The organism is Polyangium mundeleinium (assembly GCF_028369105.1).
Lineage (GTDB): Bacteria > Myxococcota_A > Polyangia > Polyangiales > Polyangiaceae > Polyangium > Polyangium mundeleinium.
In genome coordinates this window covers 3896928-3917915 of the sequence record NZ_JAQNDO010000001.1, presented here as the reverse complement: position 1 = coordinate 3917915, position 20988 = coordinate 3896928, and the positions used below count along the sequence as shown (strand labels likewise).

Here is a 20988-nt window from a genome sequence, read left to right as displayed (position 1 = left end):
GGACAGGGATCAGTAGTTGTGCTTGGTCAGCACCTCGACGAGCCTGATGGACCCGTCCTTGAGGTATTCGTAGATGATACGACCGGCTCCGCGCCCCGCGCCCGTGCCCCGAATATCCATGGCCCACTGCCCTGCTCGGTTACCTCCCAGCGCGTGCTGATTCAGCCCGGGCTTGTCGAAGGCGAGCATCTCGAGCGCATCATCAACGCCTTGGCGCACCTCTGGACGGAGCTTGTCGAGCGCCTTGGAAACCGCAGGCTCCTCGATGAGCTGGCGTCCGGAGGGCGTCCACTGGCGTGGTACGCCATTAGGTTTCGGCGTGTACATCTGGGTCACTCCGGGCTTGGGCGCGCAGTCGTTGTGCACCAGCTCGCAGCTGGACGCCGCGCCGTCACACACGAAGTACGTGTGCGTCCCCTCGACCTCGAAGTTGAAGACCTCGTCCGAAGTCGCTCGCGGCTGCACCGCGACGACCTCGACCAGCTGGCCACCCTCACCGAGCAGGGCCATCCCCGGCTGTAGCTCGGTCATGGCGAGGAAGGCGCGGCGCGCCGGCACGTAGAACGGGTGCTCCGCCGTGCCCACCTGCCGGTGCTCGCCCCGCGAGGTCCGCACGGTCAGCTCGACCAGGCGCGTGGCACCGTGTCGCATGGTCTGCCGGATGCGCTGCAGCGTCTCGCCCGTCGCCCGGATCTCCAGGCCCTTGCCGCTGCGCCGCGTCTCGTAGACACGTCCTTGGAAGGCCACCCGCGCGCCGGCGCGAACCTCCCGCAGGACCACGTGTGACGCCCGGTGCCCTTCATGCGCAAGCACCCAGACGACGTCGTCGAAGCTCGGCGTACGCGCCTCGCCATCGAAGGGTCGGTCGGCGGCGTCGCTCCGGCGCGCTTCGCTGAGGATCGCGACCGCCGAGGGGGACTGCCACTCTCCCGGAGGTGTCTCGGTATCCCGCGAGACGATGATCTCGCCCGCTTGGAGGCTCTCGATGGCGCGGGCACCGTCCGGCGTCAGGATGGGCGTCCCGGCGACGAAGCAGTTGATCAAATCCGCGCATTTTCCGCCCTTGCACGTCGAGAGCAACCCCTCTGACGCGCCCTTTGCTGCATTCTTGAGGAGGTTGTTGAGCCCCCCGGCCGTCATGAGCGTGGAAGCGGTATCGAAGTAGGTGTCCCGCGTCCAGAGCGAGGCAAAGAGCCCACCGGTCCAGCCGACGACGAGATCGCCGACCGTGGCGTCGGGATCGGTCGTCAGGTTGGCATAATACATGGCCGCGTCCTCGCCGAAGCCGGTGCCGACGTAGTGGCCGTCCTTGAACTTTTGCCACCCGGACCGAGGGTCGCCGCCATTGGACTGCCCGCCCCGCGTGGGCTCGGCATCCTCGGTCGCCATGCCGCCGTTCTCGTCGGCGCGTTGAGGCGAGCGACCGCCTCGGCTGGGGCCATTCGAGCCACCACCCGAGCCGACGTCGAGCGACACCGTGATCACGATGACCCCGAAGGGGGTGGGGATGGGGATGCCGATCGTGGGATCGCTGCCGCCAGAGTCCGTGGGACACGAGGGGTAGCAAAGGTCGCCGCCGTGCGTCGGATCGCCGGCGAAGCCGGTGGGATCGGTGACCGAGAGCGGGTTGTAGCCGACGTAGGCGTAGCGGTTGTACGACCACGGGCTGAAGGGCGACTGCACCATCGGATCGCGGCTGAGGAAGTGGCCACTCTTCGGGTCGTAGATACGCCCCTTCATGTTGATGAGGCCGAGCTCGTCCTCCATCTCGTGCCCGGTGAAGCCCTGGCGCACGTCACCGCTGGCGACCGCGCCTGCGGGCAGCGCGGGATTGTCGACGTCGGCGCGCGCGCCGAATGGGTCGAAGCGCAGGTACTCCTTGACCGCGCCCGATTCGTCGGTGATCGCTGCTGGCGAGCCCAGGTGATCGTCGTGCAGGTAGTTGACCTCCTCGTCGAGGATGCTGCCGCCCTGCTCCTTCCAGACCACCTCGGCCACGGTGCGGCCGCCCGCCAGCACGTGGAAGACGTGCGCGACCGCGTCGGTCCGATACCGCCGCTCGTAGAGGTCCTCGATGTACGTCGTCACCTCGCCGCTGCTCGCGTTCTTCAGCAGGCGCTTGTTCCCGGGACCGTAGTGATAACGGGTGGTCGTGGTCCAGGTGCTGATCTGCCGGGGCAGGCCAAACGCGGTGTAGTCTACGTGGCGCTGCGGCCCCTCGATCTGGTTGCCGTTGCCGTCATAGTCGTAGCTGCCGAGGTTGGAGCTGATCGGCGCATAGGGGTTGTGCGCGCCGGAGCCGTCGTAGTCGATCGTCAGCGCCTTGGCCGGGTCGCCCAAGAGCACCTCGCGGGCGTAGAGTCGGCCCAGCCCGTCGTAGTGGAAGTTGTGCGTCGCGAAGGGGCTCTCCGGCGCCTGCAGCGGCGCCACCGACCAGCTCTCGAGCCGATTGAGGGATGGGTTGTACCCGAAGCTCTCGTGCAGCTGGGCCACGCCGTCCGTGCGCAGCGTCAGGTTGCCATTCGCGTCGAAGTCGAAGCCGAGCTGCTGCACAGCCTCGTTCGCACTGTTCTGCGTGTTGATCTGACGCAGCACGTGTCGGAGCGGGTCGAAGACGCGATGCGAGGTCACGTCATTGCCGAATCGCTCGTCGGTGAGCTGGCCGCGGGCGTTGATCCCCTCGGCGCGCCAGAACAGCTGGCCACTGCCGTCGGTCACCTCCTTCAGGTGGCCGAAGTCGGTGTAGCCGTAGCGTGCGAAGAAGCGCGCGTGGTTCGGCACCTCGGGGTACTCGACCTCTGCCAGGCGGCCGAGCCCGTCGTAGGAATAATGGACCACGTGCGTGTTGCGCGCGCCGGAGACGAGCGGATCGGCCACATCCCAGGACGACTGGCTCAGGTGACCGAACGCGTCGTAGCTGTAGTCCACCCGCACGCCCTCGTCGAAGCTGAGGTACGTGGCGAGGCGGCCGATACCCGCGCCGGGCGCGTTATCCCAGGTGTAGTCGACGTCGAAGTCGGGGCTGTCCTTGTGCACGATGCGCCCGAGCGCGTCGAAGTCGGAAATCGTCTCCCCCTCGGCGTTGATGTCGCGCACACGCCGACCGAGGCCGTCCTCGTACACCGACTGCTCGCGGTAGCCCGCGGTGGCGCTGGCGCCATAATACTCCTCGAGGAGCGTGCGGCGGCCGAGGATGTCGTACCCCAGTTTGCTCGTCTGGCGCACCTCCGCGCCCTCGAATATCTGGACCTGCTTCGGCAGGTTGAAGGGAGCGTAGACATAACGGGTCCGCAAGGTCGCGCTTCCAAAGGCTCCTTCCGCGCTCTCCACCACGCGGCCTGCGGCGTCGTAGAGCACATAGGAGACGGCATTCCGTGCGTCGATCGTGTCCGTGCGATCGATGGAGTACACGTGCTCGACCTTGGTGCCATCCGGATGCGTTTCGAGAAGCAGGCGCCCGAGCTTGTCATAAGCGAAGCTCGTCAACTGCTCGGGCTCGTCGCTCCTGCGTGGCACGGAGACAGCCGTGCGCCGGCCGAGGGCATCGTAGACCTTGCGCTGGATCACCGGCTGACCATCGAAGCCGGTCGTGCGGGTCTCCACCTCGCGGCCGAGCTTATCGAGGCGCAGCAGGCTGCTGCTGCCGTCGGCATGCTGCGTGAGGATCTCGGCGAGGCCATCGCTGCCCCAGCCGTAATGCAGCGTGGTGTCCGCCTCGTCAGGGCTGTCGGCGACGCGTAGCCGGCCGAAGCCGTCGTACTGCGACTTGGTGCGAAGCCCGTTGGGCGAGGTCTCTGCCGTCACCACGCCGAGGCCCGGGTGGTACTCGGTCAATGTCGTGTGCCCGAGCGTGTTGGTGACCGTGGTCGGGAACATCTGCTCCAGGCTGTCGTAGCCAATGGAGTCGGCACGGCTCTGGCCCCTGAAATTGGTGGCCGTCACCTGCATGGGCAGGCCGAAGGCATTGCGCTGGTACTCCGTCCGCAGGTACGCGTCCAGATGGCCCCAGGGCTCCACCGTCTCCGTCTTCAGCAGGCCCGTAGGATAGTAGTCGAAGCCGACCGTGCGCGTCGCGGCCGTGCTCGCGTCCATGCGATGGGTGGTGTAGCGCATCTCCGGCAGGCCGATGAGCCAGTTCGCCGCGTCCCTCGGCTTGAAGGTCGTCGTGATCTGCTGCTCCTCGCCGGTATACTGCCCGCCGTACATGCCCTTGGTGAGCTTCGAGGTGAGGTTGCCGTCGGCGTCGTAGACCTGCTCCACGTCGGCTCCGGTGGTGATTACGGCGCCTGCGATGAAGGGGGGCGGGATCCTCCCGGGCAGCCAGCTGTACGATGGATGAAGACTAAAGTAGTTTGGCACAGAGAGCGTCTGCCCTGGCGGCAGCTGCACGTCGACGCGCGTGATGTGTTGTGGCCAGGCGAAAAAGACGTGACCGTTCGCTTCCTGGGTCACCTCGTAATGCGTCGAGGTCTCCGTGACCTGCGTCCAGCCCGTCTCTAGCTTCACCCAGCTGCGCGAATACACGGGCTTGCCAGCCAGAGGGTATGCGGTGCCCACGCGCGCCGAGCTGGAGAGGTCGTATACGGTATAGACGATGGCGCCCGTCTGCTCGTCCGTCACGGTGTGAGTGACGTAGCCAAGGAAACCGCGCAGGCGGTCGATGCGCCCGCCGCTGTACCTGTAAGTATAGCGGTTGAGGCCGCCCTTTCCGTCATCCAGGCGCAGCTCGTTTACCACCGACGTCGAGGTTGGAGCCGGTGCCTGCTGCCTCACCGTCCACCCCGAGTCGGCGGTGACGTCAAAACCTGTCTGCTGCCGTGTCTGGTGGCTGTACTCGGCGCGCGCGCCGTTGCCGTCCCGCACCGCCGTGAGCACGTCGGGCCGCGGCCCCTTCCGCAGGTACTTCACCACGCGGCGAGAGCCGTTCACCGTCTCGGACTGGAGGATGTCCGTGAGCCCATCGTTGTTGAAATCTCCGAGCGTGACGAACTTGGCCGTATTCATGGCGAGGAAGGGCAGACCGATGGCGCCGAGCGGCACGTCCAGGAGAATGCGCCCCTCGAAGCCGTAGCGCGTCGACTGCATCATCACCCAGTGATCGCGCGACTGGCCGTCGGGCCGGTACTTCTGTGCGATCAGCACGTCCTGCTTCCCGTCGAAATTGAGATCTGCCGTGTAGATGCCCGGCGGATCCTGCTTCTGCCACGGGTAGAAGCGGCCCGCCTGGTAGCCAACCGCGATGTAGTGCGACTCGCCGGCGCGGAAGCCGTTGCCGGTGTTGATGTGCACCACGGGCGCGCCGCCCTCCGGCGTGAAGCGCAGCGCGTCGGCGAGCCCGTCGCCATTGATGTCGGCGAACCAGTAGCGCGGCTTGGGCTGGCCCTCGGTGAAGGCCTCGAGCGTCGTGGGATGCTGCCACAGGTTACCGCCTCGCAGCTCCAGCGCAGTCAGGTAGTTCTTGCCGTCGGCAAAGGCGTCCTTCTCGGCGACCAGCAGCGACGTGCGGCTCGAGCCTTCGATGTGCGCCGAATACGCCTGCGCGAACCCGTCGTTGGCCCAGGGAGCGCGGAGGCTCGGCAGCTGGAAGTACTCGCCCAGCGTGCCTTGGGTGTTGGGTCGGAATGCCCAGATGAACGCCTCGGGCGTCTTGACGATGCGCAGCGCCTCCGGCAGCCCATCGCCCTCGAGATCCGCGAAGTACAAGGGCGGGTCATAGGGCTCGGTGAAGGACTGCCACATGGTGGACGACTCCCCGTCCATGCCGTCCCACCCCATCTGACCATTGAAAATATTGAAACGCATCCAGCGTTTGGCGCCGCCGCCCCCGGGGACAGCGACCTTGAACATCTCGGCCCCGCCGCTCGCGTCGGTGTCCACGAAGCGCGGCGACACGTCGGAGATGTTGGGGTCCTCATCCTGGAACACGGAGCTGGCGACCTCCCATCGCCCATCGTTCCGGTGGAGGATCAGCTGGTCTCCCCTGAGCGGGTCGGTTTTCGCGGCGAAGAGCTCCACGTAGGAGACCTCGGTGGAGCCGATGGTGAAGGGGTCGAGCGAGATCGTCGTCTCCTCCCGCTCGAAGTCCCAGCTTCCCTGCGTCCACTCGAACGTGGTGGGGCGCTTGCAGGCACCGGTGCCATCGCACTCCTTCACCTGCGTCAGCTGGCTGAGGCCGGAGATGGACGTGTTGGCGTATGCGAAGTCGTAGGAGCGCAGGAGCGCGGGCTGGTTGGGACTCGGGCCCCACATCTCCAGGCGCTTGAGGCGCCGCGGCGAGCGGATCTTCAGCCCGTTGACGTAATTCTCCTGGATGTCGGGGCGCTCCTCGTAGACGAAGCGCACCGAACGCTGCGGCGCGAGTCCTGCGCCGGTGTTGCCCGTCCAGCGGATCTGCGTCGGCCACAGCTCGGCGCCGTTGACCACCGAAGTGGCGTAGTCGTAGTCGATGTAGTTGCCCGCGCGGTCCTCCATGCGCGCCACGGGCCAGGCGTAATGCTCGCCTTCGACCGACTCGACCGGCCCGCTGCTGCTGCGCGCGACGGTCACGCGCAGGCCGCCGAGGTACTTGCCCGAGCCGCCGAAGGTGAGAATGTTCCCGTCCTTCAGATAGGCGCGGAACATCTCCGGCCCGACGCCGCCGAAGGAGCCGACGCCGACGATCTTGGTGAAAGGATTGTTCTCCAGGCGGTACTCGGTGCCGTCGGCCCCGTAGGGGCCATGGACTGCGACCAGCCGCTGGCCATCGAGGCAGAAACGGTCGTCGGAGCTGAACTGTACGTCCTGCGCCTCGCCGTCCTGCGCCATGGTCTTGGGACAGAGCGTGATTTGCGAAAGGCCCGAGAGCGAGAAGCCCACGCCGAGCAGGCCATTGCCGCCCTGGCTGGAGTAGGAAAGCTCGAGCTCGGGCGCGAGCCCGGCGCGCCCTTCGGGCACCCAGAGCGGTATCGAGTACTGCGCTGCGCCGGTGGGCGAGACGCTGGCCGCACCTTCGATGGCGCCCGGCGTCTCGCCGTTCTGCCGATCCGTGGGCAGCGTGCCCAGGTCGCTCGGGCAGAAGGGCTCGGTGCTCAGGGGGACGGGCCCAACGCCGCCCAGCACCTCCCAGGCGCTCTGCGCCTCCTGCTTCGCCTGTGCGAGGGTGGAGCCTGGAGCGCTCCTTCGCAGCTCCGTCCCGCACTCGGACGAGGGCGCCAGCGGGTGGTTCGCATGGCGGCAGGACGCATGGACGGGCCGCGCGAGGGAGAGCCATCCGTCATAGGTGATGTCGCAGCTGGCCGAGGGCTTCGTGGGGTAATGCTCGAGGATGGGCCCCTGATTCGCGGTGTATGTCACCATCGCCGCGTCGCCGTACGAGAGCCGCGCGATCTCGCTCTCGGCGTGCGCGGCGCACGACGTGTGCAGGAAGGCCTGCGGCTCCCAGTCGCACACCGGCGGTCCGCCCCCTTCGTCCGGCGTGCAGACCTTGACCTGCTTGTAATAACCCGTGAGCGTCAGGTGCTCCTGGCGCTGCCCGTACGACGCGATGGAGCATTCCGGATCGTAGTCGCTCTCGTAGGGCGAGCACGGCGCCGTGCCCGCCTGGGGGCAGACGTTGGTCGGCTGCATGGAGTGGCACGCAAAGCTGTAGGCGAAGCCGGATGCACAGGTCCGCGTATCCTCCGTGGCCTCCAAGGCCGCCGTGTCGGTGGACGTCACGCCCTCTTCGCTGGGAGCGACCGCCTGGCCGGACGCGTCACCCGTATCGGCCAGGCACCCTACGAGCCCAAGCGCCAGGATCGCCCCGAACCAGCATGTCGAGCGCGCCTGCCCCGGCAAACCTCCCCTCGTCGAAGGGGATACGCAGCGGCTCGCGCTCGCCTGTTCCAGGCGAGCGGCGCGATGCCGAGATGCACTAGAAAACAACATTCCCGAACCTTTCCTGGGGCGCGTGCCGCGCCCTTGCCGAATTGCACGAAGAAGAGGCCGTCGAGGCATGTGCTCCACGTGCTCCGGGCGGGTGAGCAGGTAGAGGGGGCGCCGGCGCCGCGTTCAGCCGGACGACGCGCGTCGGGGCCTCGCTCGCGAGCGCGTCGAGCAGGCGCAAGGGATCGCGGATGAGCTGCGGGAGGACCCCGACCCATGGATGAGCGCGGAATGCTGCGCGGGGGCCACTCGACAGGAGCGAGAACATGTTGCCGAGGAGCGCGCTGGGTTGCATGGCGTATCTCGTGGAAGCCCGACAAGCATGGAGTGTCCGCGCTATGGGGGCCGATTAAATTGCCCTTAAGACATCCTCCGCAACAGCACCTATGTGCTGTCCTACGGGTGGGTCGGGCCTTACGAGGCGACAGGGCGACTGCGCGTGGAGGAGTCGAGCGCGCGAGAAATTTCAGCGAACGCTAAGGCGCCCCTCGGCCCATCCCCATAGGCGGTATCCCTTTGGCGTCGTGCCCCGGGTGCCGGGGATGCGCTGCTCTTCGAGGCTTTCCCAGGCTGGGCTCGTTTGCATCCGCTGAGACATGGGCCCCGCCGGTACGCTTAGAACTCTTAAGGCCCCGACCAACGAGCATGGCAGCCTACATGTGCTACCGCCCCCTGGCGGGTCGATTCGGCCAGACTCGCTTTGCATGGATCGAGGGTCGGCTTGCATCCGGCAACATTTTCGCCGTCAGCCTCTGAGCGGCCCAAGTTCAGGACGCGGGGGGCCCGAGCCGCCCGCCGCCTACAGGGGCGCCCCCTCCGGATACACCAGCTTCAGCCGCTTCTCCCGCAGCCGGGCTTCCTCGATGCAGACCTCTTCGATCTGCCGGACCAGGTCCTCGGAAACCCCGAGCTTCGCTGCCATCCGGATCACCATGGCCCTCTCCGCGTCACTGTATTGTCCATCGGCGCTGCAGGCCTGGATCGCGTCGTATGATGAGGAAGCGTCGTGAAGCGTTCGTTGCCGGCGTGATGGAGATGAACTTCTCGATGTCTTCGTCGGCCTTGTAGGACTTGAGCATGGGCAGGCCCCAAGCCCGGGCTCCGGCGGCCGGCAAGGGCTTTGGGGAGGCCCCAAAGGCAAGCCCGAGCGGCCCGCAGGGGGGCGACTCCTATCGGCCGAGGCGTCCCACCACCTTCTCCCCTCCATCCCGCCGCTCCCTGCGCGCCTCGAATCAATCGAGGAACGCCGGCGCGCTCACCTCGACATCCTCGATCGGAATCCCGCGGGCCCCGAGCTCGCGCTGGAGCTCGTCGAGGCCGGTCGCCGATTCGGGCAGCCGCTCGATCTCCCGCCCCTTCGCCGTGAAGAGCCCGAGCGCGTCCTCCAGCATCTTGGATTCGGTCCAGTTGTCGTTTCGCGCAAACCGTGCCCGCGCGACGAGGTCCAGCACATGGCTCGTGCGTTTGTCCCCTCGCTGGACGTGAAGCCCCCCTTCCGAGAGCGACACCACGCAAGGAACGTCGCTCCGTGGGGCAAGGCCACGAGACCGCGCGATGAAATGCCAGGGGAGGAGGACCAGAAAGGGCAGCACCGGGGCCACAATGATCAAAATGCCGATGCTCGCGCGGAGCCACGTGGGGAACCGGTCATCCAGGAAGATGAACAGCAAGACGGCGCCTATCGCCAAGCTGACGGCGGTCTCCTTCCACGACGACGGGAGTCCTCTTGCCATGCGCATCCATGCCGGGGCCCGCAAAGCCCTCCTCCCCGGATGTTGGGGAGACCTTCGCCCCCAAGCAAGCCCCCCCATCCTCATCCATCCCGCGCGAAGGGAGCGGCTACCCGCCCGGCAACTCCACCGTAAACGTCGCCCCGTGCCCAGGCTCGCTGTGCACGCGGATCGTGCCGCCGTGGGCCTCCACGATCTGCCGGGCGATGTAGAGCCCGAGGCCGAGGCCGCCGAAGCTGCGGCTCGACACGGCGCGCTCGAAACGCTCGAAGATCCGGGCCTGATCGTCCTTGGGAATGCCCATGCCGCGGTCCTCGACCCAGAACTCGGCCCGCGGCCCCACGCGGCGCGCGCCGACGGTGATGGGCTTGCCCATGCCGTACTTGATGGCGTTCGTCAGCAAGTTGATGAAGACCTGCTCGATCCGGAACCGATCCCACCGGCCGACGACGGGCTCGGAGGCGACGAGCTCGACCGTGCAGCCCGCGACGGTGACCTGATGCTGGAGGCCGTCGATGGCCTCGCGCGCCAGCGTGGCGAGATCCACGTCCTCGAGCGCCAGCGAGAGCTTGCCGGCGCCGATGCGCACGACGTCGAGCAGCTCGCCGACGAGCTTTTCGAGCCGCTCGACGCTGTGGTTCGCGATCTCCAGCAGGCGCGGCAAGCCCTGGAGCTTGGGGTTCGCGGCGAGCGCGGGATCCTCCAGGCGCCGGCGCAGGAGCTGCACCTGCAGGCGCAGCGGGGTGAGCGGCGTGTTCAGCTCGTGCGAGGCAATGTTGAGGAACTCGTCGCGGATCCGGAGCGCCTCCTGGGCCTCGCGGAGCAGGCGCTCGCGCTCCTTCTCCGCCTCGGCGCGCTGGGTGATGTCCGTGGAGACCCCGCACACGCCATACGTGGCGCCCGTGGCGTCGCGCAGGGGCACCTTCATGGAGAGATGGGTGTGCAGGCCGTCCGGGAGAGGCACGTGCTCTTCCACCTCCAGCGGCGCCATCGATTCGAGGACCTTCCGATCGTTCTTGCTCAGGCTCTCGGCGAGGTCCGCGGGGAAGAGCTCCTCGTTGGTGCGGCCGATGGCGTCGTCGCGGCCCAGCACCTCCGCGAGCCGCCGGTTGACGAGGAGGTGCCGGCCCTCGAGGTCCTTCACGGAAATGAGCGCCGTCGTGTTGTCGACGATGGCGCGGAGCTGCGCCTCGCTGCGGTGGAGCGCGTCGAACAGGATGGCGTTTTGCAGGGAGATCGCGGCCTGCGAGGCCAATAACTCGACGACCATGAGGCGCTCGCGGGTGAAGGCGCCGGGGGCGAGATCGTTCTCCAGGTAGAGCACGCCGATGACGTGGGCCTGTTGCACGATGGGCAGGCACAAGAGCGACCTCGGGCCGTGGGATGCGAGGTAGGGATCGCGCGAGAAGAGGCTCGGCTGCGCGGCGTCGTCGAGGATCACCGTCTCCCGGCTCCGGCGTACGTAGGTGACGATCGACGCGGGGACGGCCGACGCCGTCGGGCTCCGGGCGGCGACGTTCACGCGGACCCCCGCCGGGCCGGAGGACGCCTCGGCCTCGATGCGGAGCTCGTCGTCGCGGACGAGGAGGAGGAGCCCGCGCTGCGCTCCCGCCCGCTGCACGAGCGCGCGCATCAAGGTCTCGAGGAGGCGAGCGAGGTCGATCTCCGTGGAGATGGCCTGCGAGGTCCGGAGGACGGCCATGAGGTCGAGCTCTTCGGGCCGGGCCACGATGGCGGCGGCAAGCGGCGCGGGGCCGTCGTCGAACGCGCACGGATGGCGGCGCTCGAGCTCGGCGACCTTGGCGTGGGCGCCCCACTCGGCGTACCCATTCCTGGCCTCGCGCAGGTACGCGCCCCCGCTCGTCTCGAATCCGCGGTTCAGGTAGAAACGAGCCGCGAGCTCGTTGGCGAGGGCCTCGTTCTGGATGTAGCCGTGGCGCCGGGCGGCGCGCGCCGCGTCGTCGTAGGCGCGCATGGCGTCGAGCGGGCGATCCTCGAGACGCGCGCGCTCGGCCACGCAGAGCGCGTGCTTGTGGCCGAAGTTCTCGGGGCAGGCCTCGGCCCACGCGGCGAGCTTGCGCTCGTGCTCGCGGAGGGTGGCGAGGATCGCCGGGCGATCGGCGGCGGTGGCGTCGTCGTGGTGGCCGGCGAGCGCGAGCGCGCCGTAAAACCAGAACTCGGGCTCCTGGACGTGGGCCACGGTCGACCAGAGCAGCGCTCGGGCGCGGGTGGCGGCGTCGACGGCGCCGCGAAAATCCCCCGCGAAGACGCGCGCGGCGAGTTGCATGATGTAGTGCCAGCAGGTGACGACCGCCCAGGGATACTGATCCATGACGGCGTCGCGGTCGGCCTCGTCGGGGGCGCCCCCGTTCGGCGTCGCGCGCCCGCGCAGAGAGTCGACGAGGTGCTGGATGTCGAGGATGACCTGCGTCGAGGCGTCGAAATGCGCCCGCCGGGTGAACGACAAGCGGCGCTCGGCCTCCTCGAAGACCTGATCGAGCGGGTGGCCGAGGAGGAGCCGGTCGACGACGATGCGGTTGCAGCAATAACAGGCGAACGTGACGTCGCCGGTCTCGAGCGCGGCGCAAAAGGCGGTGTCCAGGTACGGGAGGCACGCCTCCAGGTGGTGCGTCCAGAAGAGCGTGTTGTCGCCGAAGATCGCGCTGATCTTGGCCTTGTACGCCGTGCTCCGCCGCCTCTCCATGAGATCATAACCGAGCTTGCCGAAGCGATACCCCTCGCGGTACCGCCCGAACGCCGGGCCAAGGCTCATCCCGAAATAGGCATACGCCAGCGCGGAGGCGTCGGAGTTGCCGTGGCGCAAGCTCTGGTGGACCATCGAGCCGTAGACCAGGAGCGATAGATTGGGGTCGGTGTTCAGGGCCGGCGCGAAGAGGACGGCGAGGATGTCCTGCGCCGCGGCGATCTCGGGATCGGTCATCTCCGGGAGGTCGATGAGGCCCTCGATGGGCCGATCGCCGAGCAGGGAGAAGACGCGCTCGTGCTCGTGCTCCACCTCCGCGCGCGTGGGGTGCGCCGGGATGACGATCCCGAAGAGCGCGAGCCCGCAGAGCCCGCGGGCGACGGCCTCGTCGAGATCGTCCAGGCTCGTGTAGAGGTCGACCTCCAGGCGCCGGATCGCCGCCTCTTCCCGCCGGTTCGTGGCGTGGGGCGCGAGCGCGGAGAGCTGCTCGGCCGCGCCGGTGAGGTCGCCGCGGAGGAACGTGCAGGTGGCGAGCTCGAAATGGAGATCGTAGGCCAGCGCGTGCGGAGCCCCGAAGGGATCGGGGCCGAGCATCCGCACACCGGTGGCGAGGTAACCCGCGGCAGACTCGTACGCGGTCGAGGTCCGGGCCCGCCGGCCCGCCAGGAGGTCGAGGCGGGCGAGGCGCGCGCGCTCCTCCGGATCGTCGAGGAGGGCGCCGCCGAAGTTGTATTGGTGGACGATCTCGAAGACCCGCGCTTCGACCTCCTCGGGCGGCGTCGCATCGAAGAGCGTGCGGCCGATCGCGAGGTGCGTCGCAGGCCGCTGGTCCTCGGGGATCAGGAGATACGCCGCCTCCCGTACCCGGTCGTGGAGGAAACGATAGGTGTCGCCCACGCGGCTCATGAGGCCGCCGTGGAGCGCGCCCCATAAAGCCCCGTCGAGGTCGCTCATGGACCTTCGGGTCGCGGCGGCGAGCGTGCCCATGTCCACCTCGCAGCCGAGGCAGGCGGCCTGGACCACGAGGGCGCGGGTCTCGGGCAGGAGCCGCTCGACCTTGGCGGCCATGAGGTCGACGACGTTGTCGGTGAACGGCGCGGCTCGGATGGAGGCGAGGTTCCAGGTCCACGCGCGCGCCTCGCGATCGAAGGAGAGCAGCCCGCGCTCGTGGAGCGCGGCGAGGAACTGCAGGACGAAAAAGGGATTGTTGCCGGTCTTCGCTTCCACGAGGGCCCCGAGCGGCCGCGCCCGCGCGACGTCGCACTGGAGCGTGTCGGCGACGATCCGGTGCACGTCCTCGGAGGTGAGCGGGGCGAGGACGATGGGGTGCACACGCGCGCCGGCCGCGCGGATCGCCGAGATCACGAGGGAGAGCGGGTGCGCCGGCGTGACCTCGTTGTCGCGATACGCGCCGATCAGGAGCAGGTGCTTCGTGTCGGGGTGGGTGAGGATCTCCTGGATCAACGCGAGGCTGCCGGCGTCGGCCCATTGCAGATCGTCGAGGAAAAGGAGCAGGGGCCGCCCTTCGGCCGTGAAGGTCGAGAGGAAGCGGCGAAAGACCATGTAGAAGCGGCTCTTCTCCTCGGTGAAGGGCAACGCCGCGACGGCGGGCTGCTCGCCGAGGACGAGCTCGAGCTCCGGGATCAGGTCGACGAGGATCTGCGCGTTCGGCCCGAGGGCCGCGGAGAGCCGCGCGCGCCACGAGGCAATCTTCTCCTCGCTCTCCGTGAGGACCCGCCGGATGAGCTGGACGAAGGCCCGAACGACGGTGGCATACGGGACGTCGCGCTGGGTCTCCTCGAATTTGCCGGCGAGGAAGCTGCCGCGGGCCGTGGCGACGGGCATGTCGAGCTCGCGGACCAGCGAGCTCTTGCCGATGCCCGAATACCCGGAGACGAGCACGAGCTCGGGCTCGCCGGCCTCTACGACCTGCTCGAAGCGCGCGAGGAGCGTCCGGATCTCGTGGTCACGGCCATAAAGCTTTTGCGGAAGGTGAAACTGCTCCGAGACGTCCGCGCGGCCGCGCGGGAAAGGGAGAATGGCGCCGGTCGCGTCCCATCGCGCGAGGCAGATCGCGAGGTCGTGGGCGAGCCCGCGGGCGGTCTGATAACGATCCTCGGCGACCTTGGAGAGGAGCGTTTGCACGAGGGCCGAGAGCGGTTCGGGGATCCGGGGGACGATTTCGTGCGGCGGCCTTGGAGAAAAGGCGATGTGGCAATGGACCCATTCGAGCAGATCGGCGGCGTGAAAGGGCAGATGGCCCGTGAGCATCTCGTAGAAGGTGATCCCGAGGGAGTAGAGATCGGTCCGGTGGTCGATGGCCCGGTTCATGCGCCCGGTCTGCTCCGGCGACAGGTACGGGAGCGAGCCCTCGATGGAGCTCACCCGATCGGCCTCCTGGTACTCGCGCGGGAGGAGCGAGGCGATTCCGAGATCGGTGAGCCTGACCTGGCCTGTCTCGACGTCGACGAGGATGTTGTCGGGCCGGATGTCCTTGTGGATGACGTGGTGCTCGTGCAACCCGGCGAGCGCCTCCGCGGTCTTGACGGCGATCCGGAGGAAGCGGCCGACATCCATGGGCACGCCGAGGAGGCGGCGGAGGGGGACGCCGCGGAAGTCCTCGAAGACGAGGACCGTGCGATCGGCCCAGCGCGCGAGCGCGAGCGGGTGGAGGACGAGGCCCGAATCGAGGTCGCGGGCGACAGCGCGCTCGTGCTCGAGCTGCCGGAGGGTCTCGGGCGAAGGGTGCTTGGACGCGGGGTACTTGAGGAGGACCGGCCGATTCCCCTCCTCCTGCGTGGCGCGCTGAAGGATGAACCGGTCGCTCACGCGGACGGTGTCGATGACTGTATATCCGCCGAGGACCTCCACTTGGATCTTCTACCGCGATCGGGAGCAAACGCACACGGTTGTGTCGCGCGCCGGCGCCCGCGCGGGCAGGACCGGAGCGCGCGGCTCGGGCGAGCGTGGAGGCGCGGGTCGTCGTGCTCGTCCGGACGGAAGGCCGCGGGACGGTGAATGGGTCGTCGGGGAGGGGTCCAAAGCGTTGTCCTACGAAACGCAATGCGACAAATCACTCGCGCTCGCACCGGTCCGCCTGGATTTCGTCCCGCCCGTCATGGTTCGCCGCAGGCGCGCGGCGCACCCCGGGCATCACGATTGCACCCTGGCCATCGTGTCGTTCCATCGGCTGCATCGCGCCGGCATAGGCCCCATCGAGCGGAGGAGAAGAACAGGCGTCATCTCCCACGGTGCACGTCGCGCCCCGCGGGCTGCTCTTCGGGGCGCGACGCTTTCCATGCTCGTGCTTGCTCCGGGGCACACGCATTGCAAATCAGACGGGGTTCGACGGGGCTCGTCGGCGCTGCACGGGCGCGCCGGCTCTCGATGAAAGAATGGAGGCAAGCATGTGCAATCATCTTTCCGTGGACCACGCTCTCCGGAGCGGGTTTGGTATGGCGCTCCTGGCGGCGCTCGCCCTCGCGAACGGCTGTGCGCCGGTGGAAGGCGCCCTGGAAGGCGAGGGGGAAGAATCCGTCGAGCCCCCCAGCGAGGAGGCCGCGGATGAACTGCAAACCCGGGCTTCGGTGCGCGCCTTCCAATGTACCCTCAGCGAGGGGTTGATACCCGCGTCCATGGTGGTCTACCCCGACCCGCAGGGGAAATCGACGTGCACCATCGTCGCGCCGAGGCTCGCGCGTTCCTCGAAGATTTACTGCACCGGCACGGGCGTCTTCACGACCTGTCCGGATTGCCAGGCCCTCCGGGTCGACCTTTCGTGCCCCTACCGTGCGCGGACCCGAGCGCGGAGCCGATGAGCTCGAAGAGGAAGGCCATCCTGAGCCATCTTCATCGAGCTTGCTCATGCATTCACTGCCCGAAGGTCGCCCACGCGCTTTCGTGCTGCAGGATCGAATAGCACGGATCTGCAGAAAGCGGCTCCTCCTCCATTCCAGTCTCCTCCACGCCCGCGTCGTCGCTCGTGGTGGACGCCCGTCTCCTCGTCGTCGCTCGATCGTGCGCGGAATGCCCTCGCCCAGCCCATGGCCCCGCGGGCACGCCGGGTGGCGCTGCATCCCGCTGTGCCGCTGGATGACGGATGCCCATGGCATCTCGATTGCAGTCTGGGCGATCGAGGTTCTCCGGCGCTATCCCAGCGTGTTGGGCCTCGATTGAAAGGAAGGCGATTATGAATACTCTGCATCCGATGGGTCGCGCTCTCCGTCTCGGCTTCGGCCTCTCGCTGGTGGCGGCGTTCGCGCTCGTGAATGGCTGCGCGTCGGGGGACGTCGACGACGCGTCGGATCCATCCGTTGACCCGTCGCGCGGGGAAGCCACCGAAAACCTGGTGGCCAGGCCCCCGGTGGGCCAATGGGCGTGCACCACCGGAGGGGGATTGCTCGAAGGCGTGCTGGTGGCCTACGCCGGTGGCCGATGCGATATCTTCACCGGCGATGGAGGGGATACGACGTACTGCGTGGGCAGAGACTTCAGAACCTGCCCGGATTGCATGACACTCGCGCGGAACTGGAATTGCTTGTTTTAACCGTGGCGCGGTCGGACGAACCTAGACCATGCCGGCGGGCCGGCTCGTGAGAAACGAGGTCCACCGCCGGTCCCGCCTCGATCGACAAAGGAGCAAACCATGAACGACCGCCGCGACATGTGTCGCGCTCTTCCGAGCCGCCTCGGGCTCTTGCTTCTGGTCGTGGTCGCCTTCGTGAATGGCTGTGCGTCGGGGGATGCCGCGGAGCAACCCGTTGACGCATCGAGCGACGCCACCGACGACCTCCAGAGCCGCGACGCCCGCCTCGTCTATTCATGCACCCTCGCACAGGGGCTGATCCTCGCGGCGCTGGAGGTCTTCACCTCCGACGGCGATACCCCGACCTGCAGGATACTCGCCTCGGAGCCGCCCAACGCGTCGAGGGGCTTCTGCTTCCCCGCGCCTCCATTGCCCGGCACCTGCCCTGACTGTCTGGCTCTCAAGGAGACGCTCGGATGCGCAATCATGCCGTGAGCGGCCAGGCTTGATGCGGGACGAGGAGGGGGCCGGACCTCCTCGTCCCTCGCGTCGAAGGGAGTGATCGTTTTCGACGCGGCGGCGCCGGGGCATCCGCATTGCAACCATGCGTTCGGGGTTCGTCGGCGCTGCGCAGGCATGCCGGCGCACGATGAACACATGGAGGCAAGCATGCATCATTCTCGTCCCGTGGATCACGCTCTCCGGAGTGGGCTCGGGAGGGCGCTCATGGCTGCGCTCGCCCTCGTGCACGGCTGCGCGCCGGTGTATGCCGACGAAAGCGAGGGAGAACATTCCGTCGAACCATCCAGCGCGGAGGCCGTGGAGGAGCTGGAAACCCGGGCTCCGGTGGGCATGTTCAGCTGCACCCTCAGCGGGGGCTTGCACTACGGGACGATGGTGGCCTACCCCGGCCCGTGGGGGAACTCGACCTGCACGATCTTCGCCCCGCCGCTCCAGGGTTCTTCGGAGCGCTTCTGCAGCATCCGTAACAACTTCATCACTTGCCCGGATTGCCAGGCACTGCGGATCCGCCTGGCATGCCCCTTCCGTGATCCGCTCTGATGAGTTCAAAAAAGGGAGGCCCTCATGAAAACGTGTCATCGAGCTGGTCGCGCCATTCTGACTGGATTCGGGCTTGCGCTGGTCGCCACGCTCGCCTTCGTGAACGGCTGCACGTGGGAGGACGACGACGACGTGTTCGGGCCACCTGCCGAGCCGTCGAACGTGGCGGCGGCGGCGGATGCCATGCACAACTCGGCGCCCGTGGGCATCTGGACATGCCACCGGCGCTTGCAGCCGCGGTCGATCGTGGTCACGCCCGGACCGCTCGGGAACAATACCTGCTCGGTCACCGCCAGGGTGTTGCCCGGCTCGTCCGATATGTACTGCAGCGAGGATGGCTGCCTGCCGTGCAAGCACCTCCAGGACCTTTGGAACTGCCCCACGACGTAGCCCGCGCGGATGCGCGGCTCGCGGATTCTACGGCGCGAGCTGCGCCTCTTCCCCCACCACCACGACGCCACGCGCCTCGAGCCGTCGCGCCTGCTCCGGGTCGTCCACGCCGTTTGCGGTGACGTCCACCCATTGCAGGTCCGGCAGGCGCTCGAGGGGTGCGAGGGACCGTAACCAGTTGCCGCGCAGCGAGACGCGACGCAGCCCGGCGAGCCCGGCGAGCGGCGAAAGGTCCGTCAGCGCGAGATCCTCGAGCGAGAGCGCCTCCGTCGCGGCGAGGCGTTCCCCGAGGCGCTGGCAATCGGGCGAGCCCGCCGCGGAGGCCGGCTCTCCCAGCGCGGCGGCCATGGCCCGCAACGTGCGCCGCGGACCGGGGCCCATGTTCTTCAGCGCCTCGCATCGCGCTGGAAAGGATTCCCTGTCCAGCGTCTCTTGCGAAGAGCGCGACGGGAGCGCGCAATCCAGGTCCCCGAGGGCGAGATCGACGCCCGATTCCTCCTGGATCCAGCACGCCGTCTCACGCAGGACGCTCCATTTGCCAGGCCTCCCGTCGTCGGCGCAGGGGACGGGCCCGCGCGACGCGAGGCCCACGAGCCGGAAAGAGCCGCCTTCCAGGCGCACGAGAGCCGGGCCGCCGCTATCGCCGGTGCAAGCATCGGCCGCCGCGCCCCCGGCCCTGAGCTCGGCGCGGCCGACGGCGGCGACGCGGGTCCACGCGGCGTATTTGCGTCCATATCGGGCGACGTCCTCCTCGCGGTCCCGGAAACCATACCCGATGAGGAGGAGCTCCCGGCCCGGCACGAGGGCCTCCCGGGTCTCGGCGACGTCCGTCAAGAGCGGCACCGTGGCAAGGGCCGGAAGGGGCTCGGCGAGAATCACGAGGCCCACGTCGTATCGCCCGAAGAGGGCTTCGGGGCTGGCCTTCTTGTACAGCGGGTGCATGACCGCCCGCGCAAGGGCCACCGTGGGCCGCGCGGCGCCCCCTTCCGCGCCCGGCCCGACATACACGCCGGCCTCCTGCAAGGCCTCCGGCTCGTCGAGGCCACGCACGCAATGCGCAGCCGTCACCACGAGGCGCGGGTGCACGAGCGTGCCCGAGCAAGTGATCAGCCCACCGCGGGTGATGGCGACGGCGGTCTCCCATTGCCCGGCCGGCACGGGCATACCACCGACGAGCGGCAGCGCCAGCGCCAGCGGCTCCTCGGCGGGCGCCCCACAGGCGGCGCCCGAAAGGCAGGCCAGGACCACCATCACGAGGGACCGGGAACGCGCGCCCATTTCGCGGGAGCTCAGTCGTGGCAGGGCCCGAGGAGGAGATCGTGCCCCCTCACGGTCGGGTCGATCGTGAGATCACAATGACGACGCGTTTCGGTCACGACCTCCAAATAAACCGCGCTCTCGCAGCGAGCCATGATCTCCGTCCGCCCCACGCTGGACCTCGGCGAGGTGGCGAGGATGCCGCTGTTGCCGAAGGGGCCGATGGTCGCCCGCAACGACCCGTTGACCCATATCTCGCAGGTGCGGTCGAGTTTGCTGATGACCCTCAGGGTATTGAGGCCGCGCTCCACGTCCGCGGCGTCCTCGCGCGCGGCGTCGTCCGCCGCGAGGGCCGTGAAGCTGGCGGATGCGAGGCCGAGGAGCAGCATGGCGGCGATGGCGAATCGAATCATCGGGAAACTCCTTCCAATCCTTGGAGGAGGAGCATGGCGGACCCACGTTCCTGCACGAAGCATGGGGGTTCGCATGCACGTCGCAAGCGGGCCACGGCGGCGGCCTCGCGCTCCCGCCTCGAAAGATCCGCCGATCGGATCCAAAACCCCGCCCTGTCGTGCCTCCGCGGGAGAGCGCTACGTTCTCGCTCGCTGGCGGTCCGAGGACCGTCGTTCCAAGGAGAGCATGTGATGAAAACGGACGAGCACGAGAAACATGCGGTGAGCTTCGGGCGCGAGCGTGCATTGAAATACGACAGCCAGGTGCGCCTCTCGATCGAGGGCTACGAAGCCATGCTCCAGGTCGCCTCGGAGGTGCTCGTCGCGGCGCTCTCGGGCCAGAAGGCTGCGTCGCTTTTGATGGTCGGCATCGGGACCGGGAGCGAGGTGAAGCCGTTCGCGCGCCACGCAGGATTCGATTTTCATTTCACGGGCGTCGATCCCTCCTCGGAGATGCTCGCCATTGCCAGGGAAAAGCTCGCGGCGGCAGGCCTGCTCGAACGGACGAGCTTGCATGCCTGCGAGCTCCGTGATCTCCCGCGCGGGCCTTCGTTCGACGGCGCGCAGATGATCGGCGTCCTGCACCATCTCCAGGACGATGACGCGCGTATCGCGCTCCTGCGGGAGATCGCCGGAAGGCTCGTGCCGGGGGCGCCCTTCGTGATCGGTTGTCGGACTGGAAACGAGCCGCTGCTCCGGGCCGTCGAGGAGCAACGGCTCGTCCGGAATGGCTCGCCGCCCGAGGCGATGGAGCACCGACGGAATGCGATGGCGTCGATGCGGGTCCCGGCCTCGGAGGCCGAGGTCTTCGCGCTCCTGGCCCAGGCAGGCTTCGCGGCGCCTCGTTTCATCTTCGGCGAGCTCCATTTCAGGGTGTGGGTGACGCGCTACGAGCCATCCACGATCGGCGCGTGACGTGCATGGGGAGCGCGCATCGCTTGACAACCCGCGGACCCTTCTTGCAGA

General features: G+C 68.1%; 12 protein-coding genes. 6 read left to right on the top strand and 6 right to left on the bottom strand.

From position 1 onward, the window contains the following. Positions 1–9: 9 nt before the first annotated feature. The 4 genes from POL67_RS15700 to POL67_RS53610 all read right to left on the bottom strand — a co-directional run bounded on the left by POL67_RS15700 (position 10) and on the right by POL67_RS53610 (position 15207). The gene (locus POL67_RS15700; protein WP_271918170.1) at positions 10–7974 is read right to left on the bottom strand and encodes an RHS repeat-associated core domain-containing protein; all 7965 of its coding nucleotides are present in this window, start codon (positions 7972–7974) and stop codon (positions 10–12) included. Positions 7975–8701: 727 nt separating this feature from the next. Beyond that, positions 8702–8836 (bottom strand): tellurite resistance TerB family protein, encoded by a 135-nt coding sequence (locus POL67_RS15695; protein ID WP_271918169.1) that lies wholly within the window; start codon positions 8834–8836, stop codon positions 8702–8704. Positions 8837–9134: 298 nt separating this feature from the next. Then, complete coding sequence (locus tag POL67_RS15690; protein WP_271918168.1) at positions 9135–9635, bottom strand: hypothetical protein; 501 nt, start codon at positions 9633–9635, stop codon at positions 9135–9137. 106 nt (positions 9636–9741) lie between these two features. Continuing rightward, positions 9742–15207, bottom strand: a complete 5466-nt coding sequence (locus POL67_RS53610) for an AAA family ATPase (RefSeq protein WP_271918167.1) — start codon at positions 15205–15207, stop codon at positions 9742–9744. Between the two features lie 554 nt (positions 15208–15761). Here POL67_RS53610 and POL67_RS15680 point away from each other — a divergent pair. The 5 genes from POL67_RS15680 (at position 15762) to POL67_RS15660 (ending at position 18313) form a co-directional block, all read left to right on the top strand. Continuing rightward, positions 15762–16154 (top strand): hypothetical protein, encoded by a 393-nt coding sequence (locus tag POL67_RS15680; RefSeq protein WP_271918166.1) that lies wholly within the window; start codon positions 15762–15764, stop codon positions 16152–16154. A 389-nt stretch (positions 16155–16543) separates the two neighbouring features. After that, positions 16544–16882: a hypothetical protein gene (locus POL67_RS15675; RefSeq protein WP_271918165.1), complete on the top strand. Its 339-nt coding sequence runs from the start codon at positions 16544–16546 to the stop codon at positions 16880–16882. Positions 16883–16981: 99 nt separating this feature from the next. Next, complete coding sequence (locus POL67_RS15670; protein ID WP_271918164.1) at positions 16982–17356, top strand: hypothetical protein; 375 nt, start codon at positions 16982–16984, stop codon at positions 17354–17356. A gap of 231 nt (positions 17357–17587) precedes the next feature. Further along, entirely contained in the window at positions 17588–17923 is a 336-nt protein-coding gene (locus POL67_RS15665) for a hypothetical protein (RefSeq protein ID WP_271918163.1), read from the top strand. 24 nt (positions 17924–17947) lie between these two features. Then, complete coding sequence (locus POL67_RS15660) at positions 17948–18313, top strand: hypothetical protein (RefSeq protein ID WP_271918162.1); 366 nt, start codon at positions 17948–17950, stop codon at positions 18311–18313. A 27-nt stretch (positions 18314–18340) separates the two neighbouring features. Here POL67_RS15660 and POL67_RS15655 read toward each other — a convergent pair whose 3' ends face one another. Then, positions 18341–19591, bottom strand: a complete 1251-nt coding sequence (locus POL67_RS15655) for a S1 family peptidase (protein WP_271918161.1) — start codon at positions 19589–19591, stop codon at positions 18341–18343. A gap of 11 nt (positions 19592–19602) precedes the next feature. Then, positions 19603–19983, bottom strand: a complete 381-nt coding sequence (locus POL67_RS15650) for a hypothetical protein (RefSeq protein WP_271918160.1) — start codon at positions 19981–19983, stop codon at positions 19603–19605. 231 nt (positions 19984–20214) lie between these two features. Here POL67_RS15650 and POL67_RS15645 point away from each other — a divergent pair, with 231 nt between their 5' ends. Further along, positions 20215–20937, top strand: a complete 723-nt coding sequence (locus POL67_RS15645; RefSeq protein WP_271918159.1) for a class I SAM-dependent methyltransferase — start codon at positions 20215–20217, stop codon at positions 20935–20937. The last annotated feature ends 51 nt before the right edge of the window (positions 20938–20988 follow it).